The sequence below is a fragment of the Lysinibacillus sp. GW823-FHT06C08 genome (assembly GCF_058795135.1).
Map to the genome: position 1 here is coordinate 1,341,566 of NZ_JBXAHN010000001.1, position 25,197 is coordinate 1,366,762.

Sequence of the window (25,197 nt, forward strand, 5' to 3'; positions counted from 1 at the left end):
ATCGGCAAGCTCTCTTTTTATTATATTGAAATAGATATTTTTCCCTTGTTAAATAATGTAATAACAAAAATATGTTGAATATTTCTCTTTTAGGCTATATAGTTCTTTGTAATGCAATGAATTTTGATGAAAGATAATATTTTTTGTATTGAAAATAATTTCACAAAAGGTTTATAATAATGACAAGAATTTTTAAGAATAATCAAACTGATTGTTGATTATTCCGTGATGGGGGGCTTTAACCTGTCGAACATTCAATCATTGTGTAGAAACTATACCAATCTTTCGGCAACGGATATTGACAAGTTAATAGAAATAGAAGCTACGCTTAAGTATTATGCTGAGCTCACTGATTGTTATATGTTCATAGATTGTATGATGGATAATTTATCACATGCAATTGTCGTGGCAGAAGCATTCCCTAACAAGGAAAAAGGTTTATACGAAAAATCGGTTATTGGAAAATTCGTTTTTGAAAGTTTTGAACCAGCCGTATTTACTGCGTTTAAACAAAAAGAAAAATCATCGATTTCCAGAGCCGTTACACAAGAAGGCATTACAGTCGAACAAAATGTGATTCCGATCTTTAATGAACAACAGCAAGTAATTGCTGTGTTGATTCAGGAAAAGATGGTGAAGATGCAAACGACACCAAAAGATGATTTTCAAAATATGCCTTTTGCATTAATTGAACATATTGTAGAACCTAATTCTCAACCGATACCAGTTGTTTCTGATTTACTTGTAGAGTCAATTATTCTTACGAATCATGAAAACAAAGTTATCTATAGTAACCCTGCTGGCTATCATTTTATTTCAGAACTTTCGGGATTAGAAAACTTTGACAATGTTGCATTGGATAAAATCTTACCGTTTTTACAGGAGGTCTATGATAAAGGCGACGATGTCTTTTTCCTAGAGATTACGATTGATCGTAAATCCTTTATCGTCAAGAAAATCCCAATTCGTAGTCAAAATGACAAGGTTACACTCCTCATTATTCATGATCTAACAGAGCTAAAGCTGAAAGAAAATGAACTGATGATGAAAACATTTGCCATACGAGAAATTCACCATCGTGTGAAAAATAATCTTCAGACAGTGACAAGCCTATTACGCTTGCAAATGCGCAATGAATTGTCGGCTGTCAATGCAAGTGCTTTTCAGGAGGCATTAAATCGAATATATAGCATCTCATCTGTATATGAGCTTATTTTAGAAAATGAGGATAACGCTGAAGAAAGAGTAGACGTTATTGCATTGGCTAAAAAAATTGGACATAAAATGATTGGCACCTCCAATACAGCAACTATTCAACTAGCATTTCATCACGAACATTTGCAAGTATTTTGCCATTCCAAAAAGGCAGTATCCCTTGCACTCATTATTTGTGAGCTACTACAAAATGCATTAAAGTATGCTTTTGTTGGTCGTGATGAAGGAGCCATTGATATTCATTTCATGCAGGAAGCTTCAACTATTTCACTTCATATTTCCGACAACGGCGTTGGAATGCAAGAAGTGAAGGCATCATTTGGCATGGAAATTATCACAAGGCTTGTGGAATATGATTTAGCTGGCTCATTTTCAATTATCCCTAGTGAAGAAGGTACACATACTCAAATTCAGTTCCCTGTAAGTGAGGAGGTATTTATCGTAAATGACTAGGAAAGTTATGATTGTCGAAGATGAATCATTGATTGCCATTGATTTGAAGTTTATGCTAGAGGATAATGGTTACGAAGTAGTGGCACAAGCTAATAATGGTGAAACCGCCATTGAGCTAGCCTTTTTGCATAAACCACAATTAATCTTAATGGATATTAAAATGCCTAAACTAGATGGTTTAAAGGCAAGTAAAATTATTGAACAACAGCTTGGCATACCTGTTCTCTTCATCTCGGCATATAGTGAAAAAGAATTATTACTATACATGAAGCAGGATAATATATTAGGATATGTTATGAAACCGTTTTCTGAAAAAAATGTGTTGCCTGTGTTAGAGGTTGCTTTTCATCAAATTGATAAGTTCAACCGTCTCAATGGGGAGATTTTACATAAGCAAACACAATTAGATAAGAGAAAAGTCATTGAACGAGCGAAGGGCTTGCTTATGCAGGCTGAAAATATAAGCGAGGACGAGGCTTACCGCAAAATTCGCAATGAAAGTATGCAAACACAGCAAGAAATGGTGCATATTGCGGAGCAAATTATTTTAAACTTACAAGTTAATAGTTGAAGCAAAGGCGCTTTAAAGAGATTTCTTCTTTAAAGTGCCTTTTTTTATATAAATTTATTAATCATAAAGGGGTGATGAGTAAGATGGCAATGATAGGAACGATTATCGTTTATATTATTATGATTTGTGCTGTTTTAGGGGCAATCGGAGCAATCCGAGATGCTGAGTATGGGATTGGTAAAGAGTTTATGAATGGTATCCATACAGTTGGTCATATTTTCGTCCCAGCAGCAGGGATCATGGCAGCTATACCTTACTTAACATGGTTTATTAGTCATTTTATTAGTCCGATTTTTGAGTTAATTGGTGCAGATCCTGCGATTGCAGCGACGACTATTTTAGCTTCGGACATGGGTGGTTACCAATTAGCCAATGCTTTAAAAGAGTCATATGAGGGATGGGTAATGGCTCTAGTCGTTGGATTTATGTCAGGTGCTACTATTGTCTTCTCGATTCCAATGGGTCTTGCGATGTTAGATAAGCGTGATCATAAATATATGGCGCTTGGTATTATGGCCGGCGTATTAACAATTCCGATTGGTGCATTTATTTCATCGATTATGATTGTGCTATTTAACACAGAAGTGCGTGAAGTTATTAGTACAACAGAGGCGCCTACATATGTATTTGCCATTTCTGTTCTACAAATTTTAATTAATTTACTGCCATTGTTCATCTTTGTTGTATTAATCGCGTTAGGCTTAAAGCTTATTCCAAACGGTATGATTGCAGGCTTCATGTTATTCGGCCGTGTGATGGATGCCGGAATCAAATTGGTATTAGTGTTCTCGATTGTTGAAATTTTCACAGGTATTTTTACAAAAATATTTGGTGCATGGGGCTTCGATCCAATTATGGCTGATGAGATCGATCAATTCAGAGCATTAGAAACAGCTGGTTATATAGGTATTATGCTAGCCGGTGCATTCCCAATGGTTTATTTAATTCGAAAATATGCATCGAAACCACTTGAAGCGGCTGGTAAGAAATTGGGCCTTTCATCTGTAGGGAGTGCAGGGATTTTAGCAACTATTGCTAATATCTTGGCGATGTTCACGCTTGTTCGTCATATGCCACCAAAAGATAAAGTGATTAATATTGCGTTTGGTGTATGTTCAGCATTTTTATTAGGCGATCACTTATCATTTACAGCTAATTTCCAGCCGACGATTATTTTACCTGTTATTGCCGGTAAGTTTTTAGCGGGTGTGATTGCGATTATTTTAGCGTATAAGCTTTCTGTACCGACTGCCTTAAGGTTAGAAATGGAAGATCGCAAAGCAGGCATTATAAAAGAAGGCGAATATTTAGATCAAAAATCTTAATCCATTAAAAGTGAGGTGATGATGTGTGAGTGAAGAAAAGAAACGATTTATTCAGGAGTTTGTGCCGGGTAAACAGCTAACATTGAGTCACCTTATTGCGAACCCTGACCCCGAGATGTTTCAAAAGCTGGGTATTCAAGAATCGGGTGCGCTAGGTATTATGACGTGTACTCCAAGTGAAACGGTTATCATCGCTGGGGATTTAGCGACGAAAGCTGCCAATGTTAGATTAGGATTTTTAGACCGTTTTACAGGCAGTCTCGTTATTGTCGGTAGTGTATCAGAGGTGGAAATGGCGATGTTAGAAATTAATCGTTTTTTATCCGAGGTATTAGGCTATACACCATCAAGAATAACAAAATCATAGGATGTGTCGTATGAAAAATCGAGTAATGATAATAGGCGGTGTGCAAGCAGGAAAGTCAACATTGATGAATACTTTGTTGGGCAAAGAAAGCAGTGCCAATAAAACACAAGCACTCGTTTATGAAGACTGGATTGTCGATACACCCGGTGAATATATTGAAAATCCCATGTATTACAGAAACATTATGGCCACTTCGTTGGAAGTAACACATGTCATTTATTTGCAGGATGCCACATCTTCAAGAAGTGTGTTTCCTCCGCAATTTAGCTTAGGGATTCCGAAAATACAAATCGGTGTCATTACAAAAATTGATGCACCTGATGCAGATGTTGAAAGAGCGACAGGTTTATTAAAAAATGTGATGACACAGGGCCCTATCGTGAAAACTTCTTCGTGGAAAAAGCTTGGCGTGGAATGGATTGCGCCACTTATTCAGCTTCATACACACGAAGAAATTCAACAATTCGTGAAGGATTGCGATAGTCCATATCTCATGTATTGCTCACAGTAGCGAGAGGGTGGTGTAGGGTGAAAACTGAAAAAATTTATAGTGCTGGCATTGATATTGGGACAAGCACGACCAAAATGGTAGTTAGTCGTTTTTTGTTAAAGAATGTGGCTGGCGTAACCCATGTGCCAAGGATTGAAATTATTGAAAAGACGGTGTTACATCAAAGTCCCATCATCAAGACACCATTTATCAATAAAGACATCATCGATATGAAAAAAATTGAAGAATTCATTTTTCAGCAGTACCAATTAGCTCAAATCGTACCAACTGATATATCAACGGGCGCAATTATTATAACTGGCGAATCTGCCACGAAGGAAAACGCAAGAGAGGTTGTCCATACCATTGCAGATGGCGCAGGTCATTTTTTAGTTGCTACTGCTGGTCCTGATTTAGAAGGCATTATTGCGGCCAAAGGGTCAGGTACTTTACAGCAATCAAAAAACTCTTCAAAAGTGATCGCCAATATTGATATTGGTGGTGGAACTGCCAATATTGCTGTTATGCAATTTGGAGAAGTCATCGGGACATGTACCTTACATGTTGGTGGTAGATTGATTGAATTTAACAATGGTAGGATTCAATCAATTTCTCCGCCACTCATGGAACTGATGGAAAAGTGGTCTAATCCGTTATCCGTCGGTGATGCGGCAGAAGATGCTCGAGTGACGCAATGTATAGAGGAAATGGTCGGTACACTTGCTTTAATTTTGAAGGGACAGTGTACGGATGACAAGCATCCATTATTACTTGGGCATTTGCCAAACTGGCATAAACCAGTAGATGCCATCGTCTTTTCTGGAGGAGTAGCTTCTTGTATTTATGAAAATGAATGTACTCAGCGTCAATATGATGATATTGGTGAACGATTAGCGAAAATGCTCGTTCAGCATGAGCAGCTGCAATCATTTTTATGGCTCCAACCTAAAGAAACCGCTCGTGCGACCGTCACTGGTGCAGGTACACAAACTACGGAAATTAGTGGGGCAACCATCCAGGTGGATGCCGAGGTGTTACCACTCAAAAATGTTCCTGTGTTTAACTGTCATCTGGATGAAACAGCAATAGACTATAACAGCACGGTGAAAACAGCGGTGGAACGAGCAGATGATTTATTTGCGATACAGGATAATCGTGCACCATTTGCACTCTATTTTAGTGAATTGCCGTATTTAAGCTTTCAGGATGTACATGCATTGTGTGAGGCCTTATTGCAACATTTGGCAACAAGATGCTCCAAGGACATACCAATTATCATAGTCATTCAATCAGATTATGCAAAGATTATCGGACAAACCATACAAGCAATTAATCCGACAGTCCCAATTATTTGCATCGATCAAATCAAAGTGGAGACGGGAGATTATATCGACATTGGAGAGGTTCTGCCTTCAGGCGTTGTTCCAGTTGTTGTGAAAACTCTTGCCTTCCACTCAAAGTAAGGAGGATGAATGTGAATTTATCGGTGATATTTGGTGGAGAGAAATATAATTTTAAATCATTAAAAGATGTCATGGCCAAGGCCAATGAAGAAAAATCAGGTGATCAGCTAGCGGGAATTGCAGCTGAAACCGTTCAGCAACGTATAGCTGCGAAGGCAGTACTAAGTGAGCTTCTAGTGAAAGATATCCGTGAAAATCCATTAGTGCCGCAAGAAAATGATGAAGTTTCACGCATTATTGAGGGCGATATTAATGAGCAAATATATGGAGAAATAAAAAACTGGAGCATTGAGCAGCTACGCGAATACATCTTATCGAATGATACGGGTGATCGTGAGTTAAAGCGTTTAAGCAAAGGGATGAACTCTGAAATTATTGCAGCTGTCACGAAGCTAATGTCAAATCTAGATCTCGTTCATGCAGCCAATAAAGTAGAGATTTTATCGACATGTAATATTACTATCGGTCAAAAAGGTACGCTGTCATCACGTTTACAGCCAAACCATCCAACCGACAATATCGACGGTATTATTGCTTCCCTAAAGGAAGGTCTGTCCTATGGTATTGGTGACGCTGTCATTGGTATTAATCCTGTGGATGATTCAGTTGAAAGTGTCAAAAAGGTATTAACTGCTACAAAAGAATTTATCAATGATTGGTCAATTCCTACGCAGAATTGTGTATTAGCCCATATTACGACACAGATGAAGGCCATAAAACAGGGTGCACCAGCTGATATGATTTTCCAAAGTATTGCTGGCACTGAAATTGCCAACCGTTCATTCGGGATTTCAGCAGATTTAATACGAGAAGCAGAAGAGCTCATTAAAAAGCAGGGGACGGGTACTGGTCCGAACCTATTCTACTTTGAAACAGGCCAAGGTTCAGAACTATCAGCAGAAGCTCATATGGGCATCGACCAAGTAACACTTGAATCTCGCAATTATGGATTTGCTCGACACTTCAACCCTTATATCGTTAATACAGTAGTTGGTTTTATCGGCCCAGAGTATTTATACAACAATAAACAAGTAATACGAGCGGGTCTTGAGGATCACTTCATGGGCAAAATGCATGGTATCCCTATGGGTGTAGATATTTGTTATACAAACCATATTAAGGCAGATCAAAATGATGTGGAAGATTTAAGTGTGTTACTGACAGCGGCTGGCGTTAACTTTATTATTGCGGCGCCAATGGGTGATGATGTCATGCTCAACTATCAATCAATGAGCTTCCATGATGTAGCTACATTACTACAAACATTTGGAAAAAAACCAGCACCAGAATATTTAGCGTGGCTTGAGAAAATGGGCATTTATGAAAATGGTCGACTTTCAGCTAGGGCTGGCGATTTATCCATTTTTGAAAGGTAGGTGAGTCGAGTGAATGATCAATTAGTCTCTATGATTACACAACTTGTCATGGAAAAGATGGAGAAAACTACTGAGGGGCAAGCTCCAGAGGTAATCACAACACGAACAGAGGAGCCGCTTATTAAGTTCTATGATACAGCAGCAACTAAAGGTGCTACAGAATTAGCAAAACCTATGTCTACAACAAGTGAACCATTAATTCAGCTGTATCAGCAAGGAACTCCTCAGCAGGCACATATAGCTCCTGCAACTTTTGAACAACCGTTAAATGTAGCTGTACCCATTAAGCCTTTTCAGTTTGAGGCAGACACATTAACGGACAGTATACAGGCGGCTAAAAAACATACACCAGCTCGGATTGGAGTAGGTAGAGCGGGCACAAGACCAAAAACAAAAACATGGTTAAAGTTCCGTCTCGATCATGCCGCTGCAGTGGACGCTGTGTATGGTGAAGTGACAGAAGATCTTTTACAAAAAATTGATGTCTTTCAAGTGACAACGAAAGTAACAGATAAAGAGGAATACATTACAAGACCTGACTTAGGTCGTCGTTTATCAGATGAAGCCAAGTCATTAATTCAACAAAAGTGCAAGCAACAGCCGAAAGTACAGATTATTATTTCGAATGGCTTAAGTGCGAGTGCGATTGAGGAAAATGTACAAGATGTTTATTTAGCGCTTCAGCAAAGTCTTAGCAATTTAAATATTGATATAGGCACAACCTTCTATATCGATAAAGGCCGAGTGGCGCTCATGGATGAAATTGGTGAGTTGTTACAGGCGGAGGTAATTGTTTATTTAATTGGTGAGCGTCCTGGACTAGTATCAGCTGAATCGATGAGTGCTTATTTATGCTATAAACCTAGAATCGGCACAGTAGAAGCAGAGCGTATGGTCATATCTAATATCCATAAAGGAGGCATCCCACCATTAGAGGCGGGCGCGTACCTTGGAACAATCGTACAAAAAATCTTGCATTACGAGGCAAGTGGGGTAGAGCTTGTCGCAAAAGAAGGTTAGGAGGCTGAAATATGAATCCTCAAAAAATAATGGCCCAAATTTTGGCGATGCAAACTATTCCAAGAGTTAACAGTGAATTAGCAGAGCAGCTAGATTTGAAGCCGCACCATCATAGTATTGGGCTCGTGACGCTCACAATTGATGATGTAGGATATGTAGCATTAGATGAAGCAACGAAGAAGGCAGATATTGATGTTGTCTATGCGAAAAGTTTCTATGCAGGAGCGGCACATTCATCTGGCCCCTTGTCGGGGGAGGTTATTGGCATTATTGCTGGAAGCTCACCTGATGAAATCCGTAGTGGTCTAGATGCCATTCAACAGAAAATAGAGTTTGACACGTACTTTGAAGCTATTAATAACAATGTCAACCATGCTTTGTTTGCCCATACGGTGGCAAGCTGTGGGACGTATCTTGCCGAGCTAGCAGATGTAAAGATTGGCACACCTCTTGCGTATTTAATCGCACCGCCATTGGAGGCAGTTGTTGGTTTAGATGCAGCATTAAAGGCGGCAGAAGTAGAGCTAAAGGTTTTCTTTGGCCCTCCATCGGAAACAAATTTTGGTGGCGGTTTATTAAGTGGCAGCCAATCTTCCTGTGAGGCTGCGGCACACGCTTTTAGGGAAGCCATTGAAAATTTAGCAAGAAACCCAGTGATTTAGAAAGGAGGCGGCTTTATGGCCACATTAGACAAAGACTTATTAGCTATTCAAGAAATGAGAGATGCTGTTAAACATGCTAATACAGCACAAGCTGCCTATATGCAATTTTCACAGCAACAAGTAGACAGCATCGTTAAAGCTGTTGCGGATGCTGCCTTTAAGGAAGCGGATCGCTTAGCCAAAATGGCTGTGCAAGAAACAGGGATGGGTATCCCTAATCATAAAAAAATGAAAAACGAAGTTGCTTCACGAGATGTCTATGAAGATATTAAAGAATTAAAAACGGTTGGTATCGTAGGCTATGATCGTATGAAAAAAGTGGCAGAGATTGCAAGTCCTTTTGGGGTTATTGCAGGAATTGTGCCAACGACGAATCCAACATCTACAGCTATTTTTAAAACATTAATTTCTTTAAAAACGAGAAATGCCTTAGTGCTAAGTCCTCACCCATATGCTGTGAAATGTACAAAAGAGGCGTTAGACGTTTGCCGAGTAGCTGCTGAACAAGCAGGTGCACCAGAAGGATTACTACAATGTTTAACAATGTCTTCTATGGAGGCAACACAACAGCTAATGAAGCATCCTGATATTCATTTGATTTTAGCGACAGGTGGCGGCGCATTAGTGAAGGCGGCGTATAGCTCAGGAAAACCTGCTTATGGGGTAGGACCCGGGAATGTCCCAGCCTACATCGAAAAATCAGCAAATATTCAAAAGTCTGTACGTCAATTGGTGCACAGTAAATCGTTTGATAATGGCACAATTTGCGCTACAGAGCAAGCTATTATTGTAGATAAAGCAATTGCAGAGCAGGTACAAACAGAATTAAAGAAAAACGGTGCCTATCTTTTAAATGCTGAAGAAAAGGCTAAAATGGAAAAATTAATTTCACCAGTTCCTGGAAAGGTGAATCCACAAATCGTCGGCAAATCAGCAACCTGCTTAGCGGATTCTGTAGGCATCACTGTACCAGAGGATACTAAAGTACTTGTTGGCTTAGAAACGATGATTGGTAAAAACATCCCGTTTTCTCTTGAAAAATTATCACCTATCTTTGCCCTCTATACGGTAGAAAACAGTACAGAAGCTAAGCAAGTGATGATTGACCTTTTAAATATTGGTGGACGCGGACATACATGCTCGATTCATACTGAAAATGCAGCTTTAGCAGAGCAATTCTCCGTTGAATTACCAGTATCTCGTATTGTAGTGAATACACTATCATCTATTGGTGCAGTAGGTGGCACAACTGGATTAGCACCATCCTTTACATTAGGCTGTGGTACATTTGGCGGCAATATTACGTCAGATAACATTACAGCAAGACATCTTTTAAACATTAAACGTATGGCTTATGGCATTAAGGATGTAGAAGTGCCAAAACCAGAGTTTGAAGTACAGTCCGTTGTTGAGTCGGTTGTCTCACAGGAGCCTTCTTTAGACACAACAATGGTTCAACAAATCGTTGATCAAGTATTAAAACAAATCACATTACAAAATAAATAATTTGGAGGAATGACAAATGAGTACAGCATTAGGAATGGTAGAAACAAAAGGTTTAGTAGGAGCAATCGAAGCAGGAGACGCAATGGTAAAAGCAGCAAGCGTTAATTTAGTAGGTAAAGTACATGTTGGTGGCGGTATCGTAACGGTTCTTGTTCGTGGAGATGTAGGTGCTGTAAAAGCAGCAACAGATGCAGGTGCAGCAGCAGCACAACGTGTAGGGGAACTTTTATCAGTTCATGTAATCCCACGTCCACACCATGAATTAGAAATGATTTTACCAAAAGCAGAAGCTTAATATATCAGCAATGAGAGCTGATCCAACTAAAGGATAGCTCTCCTTCTGTCATCAAGTAACAACAATCCATTTAATATAGAGGTGGCTAACGTGACAACAGCAACAAAAACATTTCCAGTGGCCATTTCGGCTCGTCATATTCATCTAAGTGAAGCGGACTTACAAGCACTTTTTGGTCCACAAGCAACGTTAACAAAGGATTTTGACTTATCACAGCCTGGACAATTTGCGGCAAAGGAGCGTGTCTCCATTGAGGGACCGAAAGGCGTTATCCATAATGTCCGAGTACTTGGTCCAGTAAGAGCAGCTACGCAAGTGGAAGTCAGCCGAACAGATGCGATGAAACTAGGGGTAACCCCTCCGCTGAGACAGTCAGGAGATATTGACCATTCAGCAGGCATCAAAATTAGTAGCCAACATCATGAATTGACCATTGAGCAAGGAGTCATTATTGCACAGGCACATATTCATATGACTGAGGAAGACGCGAAAGCATTGGAAGTCCAAAATAATGATTTGGTTTCTGTAGAAGTAATCAGTGACCGCCCAGTTACATTCCGTGGTGTAGTTGTACGCATTTCCAATGATTTTAGTTTGGAAATGCACATTGATACGGATGAAGCAAACGCTGGTTTTATTGAACAACAGGCACAAGGAACTTTAGTAAAAGTAACAACGTAAGGAGGAGGCAAGATGCAAGAAAAATTAGTGCAAAAAATTGTTGAAGAAGTTCTGCAGCAAGTTTTAAAAAATCAATCTTCCCCTCCACATGACGGTAAAATTCCAATTGGTGTATCCGCCCGCCATGTCCACCTTGCACAAGCAGAAGTGGAACAGCTCTTTGGTGAGAATTATCAGCTTACACCAAAGTTTGAGCTTTCCCAACCTGGGCAATTTGCTGCGGAGGAAACCGTAGTCATTGCTGGTCCAAAAGGATCGATTGAGCGTGTACGTATACTGGGTCCAGCTCGTTCATTGTCTCAAGTGGAAGTTAGCTGGACAGATGCCATGAAACTAGGGATAAAACCACCATTAAGAATTTCAGGTGATATACAAGGCTCTAGCCCAGTTACATTGATTGGTCCAAAGGGGAGTGTCGTGCTAAATGAAGGACTCATTATTGCACAAGCCCACATTCATATGTCCCCAGAAGACAGTGCGAAATTCAATGTAATGGATGGACAGTCTGTACAAATCAAGGTAGAAGGTATTCGCCCAATTATTTTATCGAATGTGGTTATCCGTGTATCAGAGCGTTATCGATTAGAGATGCATATTGATACAGATGAAGCCAATGCAGGTTTAATTCAGCAAGGAACAGTAGCAGAAATTGTTCAGCATCAAGTGAATGAGCAACCGATTCCAGTGAAAGAGCAGTCTCCAGTCGTAGCAAAGGTAGAAAAACCAGCTATTTATCATTATGACAAAAAGCTACTTTCACAACTGGAAGTGCTAGAAATAGATGCGCAAGAAATTGTCGTGCCAAAGAAAACCATTGTAACGGCGTTAGCCTATGATAAGCTGCGAGAGTTAAATAAAACGTTAACAATCCGTTCTGAGTAGCAAATTAATCTGTGTAACATAAAGAGGGTGAAGTTCATGCAAATGGGAAGAGTGATAGGCAGTGTATGGGCAACACGTAAGGAGGAAGGGCTGAATGGTTTAAAACTACTAATCATTCAACCAATTGACTCCAATCAACAGCCGATTCGCACTGAAATTGTAGCAGCTGATCGTATCGGTGCAGGGATTGGTGATGATGTCCTAATAACAAGTGGCGGTTCATCACGCTATATTATGAAAGAAAATCCGTTACCAATCGATGCAGTTGTTATAGGTATTATTGATTCTACTGAAGTGATGAGAGGTGAGGACAATGAGTAGCGCAATTGGCATGATTGAAACAAAAGGATTGGTAGGTTCTTATGAAGCGGCTGATGCGATGATTAAATCTTCTGACGTGACAATCGTCAAGCAGGAATTCGTTGATGGTGGCATTGTGACTGTGGTCGTGAAAGGTGACGTAGGTTCTGTACAAGCAGCAGTAGAAGCTGGAAAAGCGGCTGCTATGCGTGTTGGAGAATTATTAGGCGCTCACGTAATTCCAAGACCTGATGACGAGGTATTCCAAATGATTAGTGGACCAGAGGCACCGAAGAAAAAGCCGGCTTCTACATCTACATCTACATCAACACGTGCTAAAAAAACAACCGAAGCAACACCAGCGACAGATAATCGAGGTGAAGCATAATGGCATTTCGTAAAAATAAAATCGCTGTGATTGGTGCCGGTCATACTGGTTCTACATTGAGTTTATTTTTAGCACAAAAGGAACTAGGCGATGTCGTGCTCGTTGATATACCTGAAGCTGAGAACCCAACTAAAGGGAAGGCATTGGATTTATTACAGACAGGCCCAATAGAAAAGTTTAATGTATCTATTAAAGGGACGAGTAATTATGAGGATATTGCTGGTGCAGATATCGTAGTCATTACAGCAGGAATCCCTCGAAAACCAGGCATGAGCCGTGATGATTTAGTGACAACGAATGCTAAAATTATTCAACAGGTTTCAAGACAAATAAAACACTATGCTCCAAATAGTATTGTCCTCGTGTTAAGTAATCCGGTTGATGCCATGACGTATGTATGTCACAAGGAAACAGGCTTTGCTAAAAATCGTATCATTGGTCAGTCTGGTGTGTTAGATACAGCTCGCTTCAACACGTTTGTTGCACAGGAGCTACAAATTGCACCTGAAGATGTCTCTGGCTTTGTGCTAGGTGGACATGGTGATGAAATGGTACCATTAATCCGTTATTCCTATGCAGGAGGTATTCCGCTAGAAAAACTCATCCCCCAGGATAGACTCCAGCAAATCGTCGAACGTACACGTAAAGGTGGCGGTGAAATTGTCGGTTTATTAGGCAATGGTAGTGCGTATTATGCACCAGCTGCTGCATGCGCGCAAATGGTCGAAATCATTATGAAAGATCAACGAAAAATTGTCCCTTCTATTGCCCTATTAGAAGGTGAATATGGGTACCAAAACCTGTATCTAGGGGTACCAACAATTTTAGGCGGCAATGGTATCGAATCTGTAATCGAATTGCACCTAACAAATGAAGAACAAGCAGCGCTTCAGCATTCTGCGGAGGCTGTTAAACAAGTAATTGCCATTTGCCAAAACATAGAGTAAACAGACTCTACTTTGATGAATAGAAAGAATCCCCATCTTTCTTTCGATTGAAAATGAATGGCAGCTCCTAAAAATGTTTGATTGGAAACCGAACATTACTCGAAAGCTAGTGAAAATTCTCCTAAATATATACCTCTCTTTGATTAAGAGAGGACGAGCTGTAGCAAGCGCATCGTTTGCTACAGTTTTTTTATTTTGTAAAAAGTGCTTTTATGCAAATAAGTTAAAGGAAGTTGACTTTGCCCTAAGGGGAAAGTGTATAACGGATATAAGACATAAATGAAAGGGAGAAGTGATGGTGTGATATCAATTGGTGAATTTTCGAAAATTTGTGGTGTATCAACGAAAACGCTCCGCTATTACAGTGAAATTGGTTTAATTCATCCTGAGGAGATAAATGAAGAAAACGGCTATCGCTATTATTCCATTAAACAATTGAAAAAAATGCTCTTTATTAATCGTTTAAAATCCTATCAATTATCGCTTGAGGAAATCAAAACGCTCGTAATGATGGAAGAACACGAGCAAGAAGAAAAACTATATGGTGTCCTCAGACAAAAGAAAAGGGAATTGCAGGAGCGTATGAAGGCTTATGATTTTACAGTGAAGCAAATCAATCATGATTTACTCCATATAAAGAAGGGTGTATCAATTATGTCTTATCTGGATGATATACCTATCAAACTCGTTGAGACGAAGCAGCAGACAATACTGACTAGACGGCAGTTGCTGACTGGTGAAGATTATAAAGAGGGATATCACCATTTTTTCCAAACACTCTATGAGAAAATCGCTAAGGAGCAATACACCCTACTTGGGAAGCCGATGACGATTTATCATAGTGCTGAATATGATCCTCTTGGTAATGATACTGAATTTGCTATTCCTATTAAAGAATCAGTGAAGGGAACAAGAGATTTTCCAGGAGGACTTTGTGCAAAATCCGTGTTAAAAGGCGCTTATAATGAATTATCTGCAATTTATGCCAATTTACTAGAGTGGGTGAAAAAAGAGGGCTATGAGCTAGTGGATTCTCCTTATGAAATTTATATAACAGATCCCAATCAAGAGCAGCATACGGAAGACTGGCTAACAGAAGTTTATTTTCCAATCAAGAAAAAATAATAAGGAGGTTGAAATGATGGGAGTTAATTGGAATATACCTGCATCAGATAGATTGAGCTTGAATGAATCCTTTATAAAGGAAGCGTATCGTAATATAACAGGTATTGTAATTATCAGAAATGGCAAGCTAGCATATGAAAATTATTTTCAGAAGAACGACTCAGAGCAAGCACAGCATGTGGCATCGGTCACTAAGAGTGTACTATCCGCACTTATCGGCATTGCCATCGATAAAGGTTTTATTAAGAGTGTCGAACAACGGGTATTGGATTTCTTTCCTGAGTATCGAACAGATGATGACGTTAAACAAAAAATGAATATACGACATCTTTTAACAATGACAGTTCCCTATCCGTTTCAGGATTGGCATGAGCCACTCGATATTTTATGTCAGCAAGATGATTGGGTGGAATATATCCTCAATAGTATGGGGGAGGGAGGAGCAGTCGGCCATTTTAAGTATTCCTCAGCAGGAGCTCATTTACTTTCTGCCATTCTGACGCAGAGCACAGGAAAGACGGCCCTTGCATTTGCCAATGAATATTTATTTCAACCGATAGGAATAAAAGAAATCCCGAATTATCCAATGACTGGCTATGGTTTTGACGATTTATTCGGAAAAAACGTGAAAGGATGGGTGCATGATCCGAATGGGCTTTCTACAGGCGGCTGGGGATTAACAATGACGACAAGAGATATGGCACGAATAGGCTCTTTATATATGAATAAGGGTTTATGGAATCACCAAAGAATCCTGTCAAAAGCATGGATTCAAGAATCTATTGCGGGAAATTCACATCATTATGGCTATTTATGGTGGCTACGAGAGGAGGAAGATTTCTTTTCTTATGCTGCAGTTGGCGATGGCGGCAATATAATCTGTTGTATTCCTTCACTGAACACAGTAGTTGCTATCTCTTCACTCTTTATGGTCAATGCTCCAGATAGATGGTCGTTTATCAAGGAACATATTATTCCAGCATTAATGCAATAATATCACAACCTATATCATAACAAACCTTATCACCTCTACTATAATCAAAGGAGGAGGGATGAGGATGAATAACATCATACAGGAGATGATTGATTGGATTGAAGATCATCTCTTAGAAGGCTTTTCATTAGAATATTTAGGGAAGGATATGGGCTATTCCCCGTATTATTGTTCGTTTAAATTCCATCAAATAACGGGGATCACAATTAAAAAATATGTTTCATTACGCAAGGTATATTTGGCCTCTGAAGCATTAAAAAAGTCGGAAGAAAAAATGATCGATATTGCCTTACATTATGGCTTTTCAACACAGGAATCCTTTTCTAGAGCCTTTAAAAAGGTCTTTGGTATAAGCCCTCATGAATTCCGAAAGTCCCCACAACCTTTGCAAACATTTGTAAAAAAGAATTTAAAGGATGAAAGAGGATGGTTTACAATGGATATTTCTTCAAAACTAAAAATTGAAGCATTGCAAGAGAAAATACATGCGCAATATGATCAAGCGATATTGAATGTTTTAAATGGTCAAATGATGTACGAGGAGTTTTCGAAACAGCAATTAATGGGGAACAGTGATTATGTACCTTTTAATGAAGCCATGTGTACCAATCAAACAGCAAGCCCTATTTTGGGTGAAGAATTTAACAAAATTCGTGCCGCTGGACACCAAGTAGCGGTCCAGGACTATGAGCGTATAACAGTGAATCCTTTAAAGTCATTGTGGACCAAAAACTATCAATGTATCGTTTTATGGTTTGGGGATGATATGTTTTGTCAAATGAACTTGCTAACTGTACTTGCTTTTCTGGAGCAGCAAAAATACGAAGGCAAAGTTTATTTCCATATGGTACAGGAAGCGACCTATGATGTGGATGAAATTGAGATCGTGCTTGGAGACTATTTAAAGATTTATCAAGACGTTTTGATCCGCCATCGTATCCCAGAGGCAACGCTTTTACCAGTAATGTATCAGGGCATTCAATTATATTTTGACTATTTAAAAGAAGAAAATGATATTTCTACTTATATTATGAAACATGTTGATCAGTCATCACAGGAATTGTTAACACAATTATTTCGCCTCTTTCCTCAATATGGGCTCGGAGATACTCAGTATTTAAAAATAATAGATAAAGTGAAAAATGAAAAATCTGAGTAAAACTACTAAACGGCCCACAATATACAAAATTTTCGAAAATATGATAAACTTATAGCACAAGGAGGATGAAAGCATGACTGTTCAACAATTTACTGACTATGTTAAGAAGATGCAGCATTATGAGGAAGCACTTAATGTAATTTATTGGGATATGAGAACGGGAGCACCTAAAAAAGGGTTAGCACAACGTTCAGAGGTAATAGGTACATTATCAGCCTCCTTATTTGATATGCAAACGAGTGAAGAATTAGGTGAGCTACTATTAGCCTTAGAGGCACAAAAATCAGATCTTGATTATGTGACACTTCGTTTAGTGGAAGAAGTAAGAAAGAATTACGATCAAAATAAAAAAATTCCTGCTGAAGAGTATAAAGAATTTGTTATTCTACAATCGAAGGCGGAAACGGCTTGGGAAGAAGCAAAGGAAAGCAATAATTTTGAACTATTCCTACCATTTTTAGAGCAAATCATTCAATGGCAAAAAAAATTCATTCAATATTGGGGCATTAAAAATGGATCTCCCTATAATACATTGCTCGATTTATATGAACCAGACATGACGACAGATGTATTAGACCATGTATTTGGTGATTTACGAGAATCCATTATAACACTTGTACAAAAAATTGCTGATTCATCGAATAAACCGGACACAAGCATGTTATTTAAGCATTTTCCACGTGAAGCTCAGCGTGAACTATCACTAGAGATGCTAGCTCAACTTGGTTACGACTTTGATGCTGGCCGTTTAGATGAAAGTGTGCATCCATTTATGATTGGCTTAAACTATGGTGATGCTCGTATTACGACTAAGTATGATGAAAATGACTTCCGTTCAGCTATTTTTGGTACAATTCATGAATGCGGTCACGCGATGTATGAGCAAAACATTGATGAAAAACTTGCAGGTCTGCCATTAGCCACAGGTACATCAATGGGGATTCATGAATCTCAATCATTATTTTATGAAAATTTTGTTGGCAGAAATGAAAAGTTCTGGGAGCATAACTATGAGCGCCTTCAACACTTCTCACCAGCTCAATTTGGTGATGTTGCATTAGCCGATTTTTTACGTGCCATTAATATGGTCGAACCATCTTTTATTCGTATTGAGGCGGATGAATTAACGTATCCACTACATATCATGATTCGCTATGAAATTGAACGTGATCTGTTCAATGGGGAATTACAAGCGAAGGATCTCCCACAAGTATGGAATGATAAATATGAGGAATATTTAGGTATTCGCCCTGAGACAGATGCAATGGGAGTACTACAAGACATGCATTGGTCAGGTGGCATGTTCGGTTACTTCCCATCCTATGCGTTAGGAATGATTTATGCAGCACAATGGAAGCATGCGATGGATAAGGATATTCCTCATTTTGATGAGTTATTAGAAAAGGGCGAGCTTCTACCTATTCGTGAGTGGCTAACAGATAAAGTTCATCAATATGGAGCATTGAAAAAGCCATTTGAATTGCTACAGGAGGCGACAGGGGAAGGCTTAAATGCCAAGTATCTTGCAAACTACTTACAAGAAAAATATACAAAGCTATATCAGTTATAAAAAAAAAGCGATTTCTCTATAATGAGAAATCGCTTTTTTTCTAAATACTTACCACAATTGATAGCCTTTGGAGCCGGCCGGTGAATTCGAAATAATATCGAAAATTGGCACGGTGTAAGCGAATAAAATTAAGGCTACTAAAATGACAAGCCACACTTTAAAGTTTTCTAAAATAGCCGGCGTCGGACCACTAAGCTCATGTACATCCCCAATAGGGAACTCTTCTTCACCCTTAGGAGCAAACCAAGCTAATTTCACGACGATATAAATAATGATTAGGATGGCGATAAAAAGAATCGTTCCTCCCACAGCTTGTGCAATTTGATAAGGAATCCAATCGTATGCCTGTGAAGCACCACCATATTCTGAGTAATCTGACCGACGGGGTGCACCGATAAGACCAGCAATATGCATAGCAGAAGACATAATAGTCATACCGACTGCCCATAAGATACCAGCGAAATTACTAAGATTGTTTAAAGCCTTTGTTAAAGTGCGTCCTGTTAAATGTGGAATTAACCAGAAGGCCGCACCAAAGTATGTTAGAACAACAGCGGTTGCAATCGTTAAATGGAAATGCCCAGTCACCCAAATAGTGTTATGGATTAATTGGTTCATTTGATAGGAGGCATTGACAATACCGCCAGCACCACCAGGAATGAATGCCACCATACCGATAAATGGAACGAAGAAACGAGAATCTTTCCAAGGTAATTTTTTGAACCATCCGAACAGTCCTTTTCCACCTAATTCTCGACCACGTAATTCGAACATGGCAAACATCGAGAAGGCTGTCATTAAAGATGGAACGATTACAGCAAATGTTAAGACAACTTGAATGAACTTCCATGTACTATCTATACCAGGCTCTGTTAACTGATGGTGAATCCCAACAGGAATAGAGAAGAGTAAGAACAGCATAAACGAAAGTCTTGCTAAAGAATCGGAGAAAATTTTTCCGCCAATGACCTTTGGAATAATCACGTACCAAACCATATAAGCAGGTAATAGCCAGAAGTAAACAAGTGCATGACCGAAATACCAGAAAAGGGTACGAGATAAGGCAACATCGACACGTTCAATTAAACCTAATGACCATGGTAACAGTTGGATTAATACTGAAGCTGCCACACCAAGTGTTGCAACGAACCACATTAAATTATTTACAACTACCATAAATGATAATAATGGGCTAGGCTGACCGCTACCTTTATTTTCTTTGCGCCATTGAGCATAGCGTAAAATTTGACCTGCGCCGCCCACCCAAGAACCAACAACGACTAGTGTAAGGCCTAAATAGAAAATCCAGTGTGCCTTTAGCGGTGCATAAAACGTATAAAGAACAGTTGCTTTATTCAATAAAACCATTGTTGCCGCAGCGGCTGTACCGATTGTCATTAACCAAAAGCCAATCCAACCAAGTCTGCGTTGACTGTTAGTAAATGTACCAGAAGTACGACTTACACTGGCAATTTGGAAACCGTAAATAAAGAATGTAGTTAAAATAAGACCGAGTAATACTCCGTGTACGGTTAACACTTGGTAGTAGCCAATGCCCGCTGGTAAAGTAAATTGACCAGAACGTACAAATACTTGTAATAAACCTGCAAGACCACCTAATAGCAATGCGATAAATGCCACATATATATGCGCCATTGCTAGCTTTGCATCGCGACGATCTACTTTTGTCATTGAATTAGTGTGACTCATTTGAATCCACCACCTTTAGCATAGAGTGCATCATCGTATGTCCTGTACCACAATATTCATTACATACGATTAAAAACTCGCCTACTTTGTTTACTACTGTTACATATTCTGAAATATAACCAGGCTCAAGCATCATGTTGATATTCGTACCTGCAACTTCAAAACCGTGCATGACATCTTCGCTTGTTGCGATGAATTTTACCTTTGCACCAAGTGGTACCTCAATTTGTGGAGGATTATAATTGAATGCAGAGGCTATTACGACTACCTCATAATCCCAATCTTTGCCCTCTACCTTATGGACTCCTGGATTATCAAAAGGTGCTGTCTCTTTCACTTTCTCGTAATCTAGTGTTTTTTTACCATTGTTCGGATGGGAGCCTTGATGAAATGCTCCGATACCGAGAATGATTAGGAATGCGACTAAAGTAGCAACTCCGAACACAAGCCAATACTTCTCATACTTATGTATGTGCATATGTTTCTTTCCCTTCCTCGTAGATTAAAACCGTCCAATGAACAAATCAAAGCAGTACACCCAAAGTAAAATAATGATGATACCTACTCCAAAAACTGCATAGAGTGAACCTTTTAAATTCTCATCTGACTTCTTTTTATTTGCCATTTTTGCTCCTCCTACGCTTTTTATAGTTGGTGTTTCTTACAGTCATCATATATAAATTCAATGCAATTTGATGTGAAAAAAATCACACTTCTAGACAAATTGTGTGAAGAAAGTGTGAAGAATGTAGGGGAGAAAAAAACAAGCTATCTCAAAAGTCATCGAGATAGCTTGTTTCATTGTTATATTTAGCTTTTTTTTAATAAAAACAATAGATGTTAAGGAAGTATGATCAATGTATATAGGCGAATGGCAAATTTAAAACATATATGCTGTATGCTCTTGCATATAATGTCTTATTTGGCATAGACTTTAAACCTAGCTTTCTACTCCGCTTCTTCCTCAATTGTTAATAGAACTGTTAGGGCACCGACGCTTGGGACCGAAACTGGGAGAGCAAAGGCCTTCTCAAAGCCATATAATTTTGTATTGCCCACCATCACAGTTGGCGGTGTGATGTCAATTTCTAAGCTTTCTTGCCCAACAGCTGTACATAAATTTCCTGCAATCATGTTACCAAATTCCCCTGTAAAGGATTCTAGCATTTCTCCTTCAAGCGGCATACCGAACATCGTACTACCGATTCCACTGAACACTTCAGGAGAGGAGTCAATGATGACACGACCCTTTAAATCTCCGACTAAACCAATTAATACACCCATTTGCTGCTGTTGAAAGGGTTCAGAAATAATACTAGGCGACTTTACTTCTATATCCATAGGTAGAATTGATTTTAAAGCGTGAATAGTCCCGTTTAAAATAGTTTGAAAGTACTTCGAATTACTCATCATTACCGCATCCTTTTTCCGACTTTTCTACATCTTACCATGTAAAAAGGGTAAGATGAAAGTATGTCTTGACGAATTAACAGGAAATTTATAATATATTAGTGAGAATGATTTTCAAATTCAATGAATTGGTCTGAAAGACACGAGAAAAACACTACATTAAATGAAAGGAGCGGTCAGCAATGACATTCGTATTGATTGGAACAGCTGTAGCCATCTATATTGGAGTAGGGAAATACGTCATGAAACAGGCGACTGCACATTTGAAATAAGAAATTATATAAGAAAAAAACATAAAGCATGGTCCGAGCACTCGGGACCATGCTTTTTTGTATTTTTCGAAAGGTAAAAAGATATCTTAGCGGTTTACAAACAGTATTAATTGTTTTTCCGAAATAATTATAATAAATAGAATTTTTATTTTTTTCTGAAAACTATTGAAATAACCTGTTAACCTCTGATAAAATTTTAAAAAATGGAATCGCGTTTCATAATATGGAACGGAGGGGGAAAAATGGGATTGAATATTTTAGAAGTAAAGGATTTGAAAATAGGTATTCAGCAAAATAAAAAGGATATTTCCATTGTGAATGGGGTGTCATTTCAACTTGAAAAAGGTAAAACATTGGGGATTGTAGGGGAATCTGGTTGTGGAAAAAGTATGACATCCTTATCTCTTATGGGGTTATTGCCTTCTGGAGTTGAATGGCAAAATGGAGAGATTTACATAGATCAAAAACAAATTCCTAAAAAATTGAAGAAGGAATGGCGAAAGATTCGTGGGAAAAAAATTTCAATGATATTTCAGGAACCGATGAGCTCCCTTAATCCAGTGTATAAGGTAGGCTCCCAAATCATTGAAATGATTCATAGTCATGAAAAAATTTCAAAAAAAGAGGCACATGAGCGAGCGGTTGATATGCTTCGCCTTGTTGGTATTCCTCGTCCCGATAAAGTGGTGAATGAATATCCACACCAATTATCTGGTGGTATGAGACAACGGGTGATGATTGCCATGGCATTGGCTTGTGGACCAGAAATATTAATCGCAGACGAGCCTACTACTGCATTAGATGTAACTATTCAGGCACAAATTCTAGAGCTAATGAAAGACATACAAGAAAAACTGGACATGTCCATTATTTTAATTACCCATGATCTTGGCGTTGTGGCTGAAATCTGTGAGAAAGTGATTGTCATGTATGCGGGTGAAATAGTTGAAGAAGCAAATGTGTTGGACTTATTTGATCATCCGCTCCATCCCTATACGAAAGGGTTACTAAACTCATTGCCGGATATTGAGACAGAGCAAGAGTATCTTCCGTCTATTGAGGGTGTGGTGCCATCACCAGCCGATATGCCAGCAGGTTGTAGATTTTTCGATCGATGTGAATTTGCAACTGAAAAATGTAAACAGAAACCAGAGTTATTTACTACGTCCATTGGTAGCACGGTTAGATGTTGGTTATATGAAAAGGATGATGTGGGAGGAGGAATTGTAAATGAGCAGTCCATTGTTAGAGGTTAAACACTTGAAAAAATATTTTCCAGTGAAGGGATCACGTTCGGGAAATTTAAAAGCAGTAGATGATATTTCATTTTTTGTCAACGAAGGTGAGGTTTTAGGAATAGTAGGGGAATCAGGTTGTGGAAAATCCACAATGGGCAAAACACTCATTCAGCTTCTAACACCTACAGAGGGCGAAATTTTGCTGAATGGAGAAAATATAGCCACACTTAGCGCCAAAGAGGTACGTCAAAAACGTCGTGATATGCAAATCATTTTCCAGGACCCTTTTTCTTCCCTTAATCCTCGTATGAAGGTTTTCAAAATAATTGAAGAACCTTTAGTGAATTTTGGAATCGGTACAAAGGAAGAACGGAAACAACGTGTTTTTGAGGTTGCCAAACAAGTTGGGCTTACAGAAAAGCAGCTAGAACGTTTTCCACATGAATTTTCAGGCGGTCAAAGACAGCGCATTGGAATTGCCAGGGCACTTGTATCAAATCCTAAATTGATTGTTGCAGATGAACCGGTATCGGCACTAGATGTATCCATTCAGTCTCAAGTGCTAAATATAATGAAAGATTTAAAAAGGGATATGAATCTTACCTATATTTTTATATCCCATGATTTAAGTGTCGTGCATCATTTTTGTGATCGTATAGGGGTGATGTACTTAGGGAAGATAGTGGAATTAGCTGACAAACATGAATTGTTTAATAATCCGAAGCATCCCTACACGAAAGCATTACTTTCTGCATTACCGAAGTCTCATCCTTCAACGGTTAAAGAACGAATTGTCCTTAGTGGAGATGTGCCAAATCCAGCGAATCCGCCATCAGGATGCACTTTCCATACGCGGTGTCCAAGCTGTATGGAGATTTGTAAAGTGACACCACCGAAATTGAAAAAAATTAGTGATCAACATGAAGTTTCTTGTTTACTTTATGAAGAACAAATGGAGCGATTAACATGAGCAAAACATTGGAAAAAGGGATCAATATTTTAACGTTATTTACGGAAGAAAAACCTTCTTGGCGGTTAGACGAACTAGCTATAGAAACCGATATTCCTAAACCGACCTTACATAGATTTCTAAAAACATTTACGGATTTAGGCGTATTAAAACGGCCATATGTTCAAAGTGGTGGACAGGTAGTTTTAAGTGATCATTATTTACTAGGGAATAAACTAATTGAATTGGGGGCAATAGCTGCTAATTCCATAGAGATTCGTTCGTTAGCCATTCCATATATGAAAATGTTACAACAGAAATTTGATTTGGCTGTTCAATTAGTAGTATTGGATGAAACGGACGGCCTTTATATAGAAAAAATAGAAAGTCTAAAGCCGGTTCTATTATATACAAGAGTCGGAAGAAGAGCACCTCTTTACGCAGGCGCTTGCTCACGTATTCTTTTATCTTTTCAATGTGAAGAGAAAATTAACGAGGTTCTTCATAAACCTCGAAAAAAATATGCGAGTGGAACCCCTCATACGGATAAAGAAATTCATGAACTAATTGAATTTGGTAAGACAAATGGCTATGCCTACAGCGTGTCAGAACTAGAAGAAGGAACTGTATCAATAGCGGTGCCAATTTTTAATAGTGATCGAAAAGTAGAGTACTCCATTAGTATTGCTGGTATAGAATCACTACTACCACAAGAAAAAATTAATATGTTTTTAGAGGGACTGTGGGAAACTGCTGCGTTAATTTCGGCTGAACTAGGTTATTCGATGCCATATCCTTATGGCGTATAAATAGCACAAACATAAAAGGG

27 protein-coding genes are annotated in these 25,197 nt (G+C 38.8%); 23 read left to right on the forward strand and 4 right to left on the reverse strand.

The window, feature by feature from the left end; all coding sequences use genetic code 11:
- The first annotated feature begins 261 nt into the window (after window positions 1–261).
- The 20 genes from AC1Q6O_RS06260 to AC1Q6O_RS06355 all read left to right on the forward strand — a co-directional run bounded on the left by AC1Q6O_RS06260 (window position 262) and on the right by AC1Q6O_RS06355 (window position 18,789).
- Entirely contained in the window at window positions 262–1,668 is a 1,407-nt protein-coding gene (locus AC1Q6O_RS06260; RefSeq protein ID WP_258954906.1) for a sensor histidine kinase, read from the forward strand.
- Window positions 1,661–2,239, forward strand: coding sequence for an ANTAR domain-containing response regulator (locus AC1Q6O_RS06265; RefSeq protein ID WP_025115126.1), 579 nt, complete (start codon window positions 1,661–1,663; stop codon window positions 2,237–2,239). Before AC1Q6O_RS06260 ends, AC1Q6O_RS06265 begins: the two co-directional genes overlap by 8 nt.
- Window positions 2,240–2,322: 83 nt before the next feature.
- Complete coding sequence (eutH, locus tag AC1Q6O_RS06270) at window positions 2,323–3,564, forward strand: ethanolamine utilization protein EutH (protein ID WP_008176453.1); 1,242 nt, start codon at window positions 2,323–2,325, stop codon at window positions 3,562–3,564.
- A 25-nt stretch (window positions 3,565–3,589) separates the two neighbouring features.
- Complete coding sequence (eutS, locus tag AC1Q6O_RS06275) at window positions 3,590–3,931, forward strand: ethanolamine utilization microcompartment protein EutS (RefSeq protein ID WP_008176451.1); 342 nt, start codon at window positions 3,590–3,592, stop codon at window positions 3,929–3,931.
- A gap of 10 nt (window positions 3,932–3,941) precedes the next feature.
- Window positions 3,942–4,442: a EutP/PduV family microcompartment system protein gene (locus AC1Q6O_RS06280; protein ID WP_008176450.1), complete on the forward strand. Its 501-nt coding sequence runs from the start codon at window positions 3,942–3,944 to the stop codon at window positions 4,440–4,442.
- Window positions 4,443–4,459: 17 nt separating this feature from the next.
- Window positions 4,460–5,884, forward strand: coding sequence for an ethanolamine ammonia-lyase reactivating factor EutA (locus AC1Q6O_RS06285; protein ID WP_008176448.1), 1,425 nt, complete (start codon window positions 4,460–4,462; stop codon window positions 5,882–5,884).
- Between the two features lie 5 nt (window positions 5,885–5,889).
- Window positions 5,890–7,260, forward strand: coding sequence for an ethanolamine ammonia-lyase subunit EutB (locus AC1Q6O_RS06290; RefSeq protein ID WP_008176446.1), 1,371 nt, complete (start codon window positions 5,890–5,892; stop codon window positions 7,258–7,260).
- Window positions 7,261–7,269: 9 nt separating this feature from the next.
- Window positions 7,270–8,280 carry an ethanolamine ammonia-lyase subunit EutC gene (gene eutC / locus AC1Q6O_RS06295; RefSeq protein WP_089985108.1) on the forward strand — a complete coding sequence of 337 codons (1,011 nt, stop codon included), beginning with the start codon at window positions 7,270–7,272 and terminating at the stop codon, window positions 8,278–8,280.
- Window positions 8,281–8,291: 11 nt separating this feature from the next.
- Window positions 8,292–8,942, forward strand: coding sequence for an ethanolamine utilization microcompartment protein EutL (gene eutL / locus AC1Q6O_RS06300; RefSeq protein WP_089985106.1), 651 nt, complete (start codon window positions 8,292–8,294; stop codon window positions 8,940–8,942).
- 15 nt (window positions 8,943–8,957) lie between these two features.
- Window positions 8,958–10,448, forward strand: coding sequence for an aldehyde dehydrogenase family protein (locus AC1Q6O_RS06305; RefSeq protein ID WP_089985105.1), 1,491 nt, complete (start codon window positions 8,958–8,960; stop codon window positions 10,446–10,448).
- A 16-nt stretch (window positions 10,449–10,464) separates the two neighbouring features.
- Window positions 10,465–10,743 (forward strand): BMC domain-containing protein, encoded by a 279-nt coding sequence (locus AC1Q6O_RS06310; RefSeq protein ID WP_008176438.1) that lies wholly within the window; start codon window positions 10,465–10,467, stop codon window positions 10,741–10,743.
- A gap of 90 nt (window positions 10,744–10,833) precedes the next feature.
- Window positions 10,834–11,424: a phosphate propanoyltransferase gene (locus tag AC1Q6O_RS06315; protein WP_342532443.1), complete on the forward strand. Its 591-nt coding sequence runs from the start codon at window positions 10,834–10,836 to the stop codon at window positions 11,422–11,424.
- 12 nt (window positions 11,425–11,436) lie between these two features.
- Window positions 11,437–12,306 (forward strand): phosphate propanoyltransferase, encoded by an 870-nt coding sequence (locus tag AC1Q6O_RS06320; protein WP_008176435.1) that lies wholly within the window; start codon window positions 11,437–11,439, stop codon window positions 12,304–12,306.
- Between the two features lie 36 nt (window positions 12,307–12,342).
- Window positions 12,343–12,627, forward strand: coding sequence for a EutN/CcmL family microcompartment protein (locus tag AC1Q6O_RS06325; RefSeq protein WP_008176433.1), 285 nt, complete (start codon window positions 12,343–12,345; stop codon window positions 12,625–12,627).
- Entirely contained in the window at window positions 12,620–12,994 is a 375-nt protein-coding gene (locus tag AC1Q6O_RS06330) for a BMC domain-containing protein (protein ID WP_096364028.1), read from the forward strand. The genes AC1Q6O_RS06325 and AC1Q6O_RS06330 overlap by 8 nt, the downstream gene beginning before the upstream one ends.
- Window positions 12,994–13,941: a malate dehydrogenase gene (mdh, locus tag AC1Q6O_RS06335; protein ID WP_008176430.1), complete on the forward strand. Its 948-nt coding sequence runs from the start codon at window positions 12,994–12,996 to the stop codon at window positions 13,939–13,941. The genes AC1Q6O_RS06330 and mdh overlap by 1 nt, the downstream gene beginning before the upstream one ends.
- A gap of 279 nt (window positions 13,942–14,220) precedes the next feature.
- On the forward strand, window positions 14,221–15,066 hold the full coding sequence (locus AC1Q6O_RS06340) for a MerR family transcriptional regulator (RefSeq protein WP_008176426.1): 846 nt from the start codon (window positions 14,221–14,223) through the stop codon (window positions 15,064–15,066).
- A gap of 13 nt (window positions 15,067–15,079) precedes the next feature.
- Complete coding sequence (locus tag AC1Q6O_RS06345; RefSeq protein ID WP_008176424.1) at window positions 15,080–16,060, forward strand: serine hydrolase domain-containing protein; 981 nt, start codon at window positions 15,080–15,082, stop codon at window positions 16,058–16,060.
- A 64-nt stretch (window positions 16,061–16,124) separates the two neighbouring features.
- Window positions 16,125–17,219 (forward strand): helix-turn-helix domain-containing protein, encoded by a 1,095-nt coding sequence (locus tag AC1Q6O_RS06350; protein ID WP_427071627.1) that lies wholly within the window; start codon window positions 16,125–16,127, stop codon window positions 17,217–17,219.
- 73 nt (window positions 17,220–17,292) lie between these two features.
- Window positions 17,293–18,789, forward strand: coding sequence for a carboxypeptidase M32 (locus tag AC1Q6O_RS06355; RefSeq protein WP_427071628.1), 1,497 nt, complete (start codon window positions 17,293–17,295; stop codon window positions 18,787–18,789).
- A 48-nt stretch (window positions 18,790–18,837) separates the two neighbouring features.
- Here AC1Q6O_RS06355 and AC1Q6O_RS06360 read toward each other — a convergent pair whose 3' ends face one another.
- From AC1Q6O_RS06360 to AC1Q6O_RS06375, 4 genes are all read right to left on the reverse strand, one after another.
- Window positions 18,838–20,499, reverse strand: coding sequence for a b(o/a)3-type cytochrome-c oxidase subunit 1 (locus tag AC1Q6O_RS06360; RefSeq protein ID WP_089985098.1), 1,662 nt, complete (start codon window positions 20,497–20,499; stop codon window positions 18,838–18,840).
- The gene (locus tag AC1Q6O_RS06365) at window positions 20,486–20,977 is read right to left on the reverse strand and encodes a cupredoxin domain-containing protein (protein WP_008176413.1); all 492 of its coding nucleotides are present in this window, start codon (window positions 20,975–20,977) and stop codon (window positions 20,486–20,488) included. The genes AC1Q6O_RS06360 and AC1Q6O_RS06365 overlap by 14 nt, the downstream gene beginning before the upstream one ends.
- A 24-nt stretch (window positions 20,978–21,001) precedes the next feature.
- Complete coding sequence (locus AC1Q6O_RS06370; protein ID WP_009370491.1) at window positions 21,002–21,124, reverse strand: hypothetical protein; 123 nt, start codon at window positions 21,122–21,124, stop codon at window positions 21,002–21,004.
- Window positions 21,125–21,447: 323 nt separating this feature from the next.
- Window positions 21,448–21,909, reverse strand: a complete 462-nt coding sequence (locus AC1Q6O_RS06375) for a chemotaxis protein CheX (protein ID WP_008176411.1) — start codon at window positions 21,907–21,909, stop codon at window positions 21,448–21,450.
- Window positions 21,910–22,423: 514 nt separating this feature from the next.
- On the opposite strand from AC1Q6O_RS06375, the gene AC1Q6O_RS06380 reads away from it, so the two are divergent.
- Genes AC1Q6O_RS06380 through AC1Q6O_RS06390 form a run of 3 tightly spaced genes read left to right on the forward strand, consistent with a single transcriptional unit; the run spans window position 22,424 to window position 25,177 of the window.
- The gene (locus tag AC1Q6O_RS06380) at window positions 22,424–23,437 is read left to right on the forward strand and encodes an ABC transporter ATP-binding protein (protein ID WP_171365159.1); all 1,014 of its coding nucleotides are present in this window, start codon (window positions 22,424–22,426) and stop codon (window positions 23,435–23,437) included.
- Window positions 23,412–24,389, forward strand: coding sequence for an ABC transporter ATP-binding protein (locus AC1Q6O_RS06385; RefSeq protein WP_492401007.1), 978 nt, complete (start codon window positions 23,412–23,414; stop codon window positions 24,387–24,389). The genes AC1Q6O_RS06380 and AC1Q6O_RS06385 overlap by 26 nt, the downstream gene beginning before the upstream one ends.
- Window positions 24,386–25,177 (forward strand): IclR family transcriptional regulator, encoded by a 792-nt coding sequence (locus AC1Q6O_RS06390; protein ID WP_008176403.1) that lies wholly within the window; start codon window positions 24,386–24,388, stop codon window positions 25,175–25,177. The genes AC1Q6O_RS06385 and AC1Q6O_RS06390 overlap by 4 nt, the downstream gene beginning before the upstream one ends.
- Window positions 25,178–25,197 lie beyond the last annotated feature (20 nt).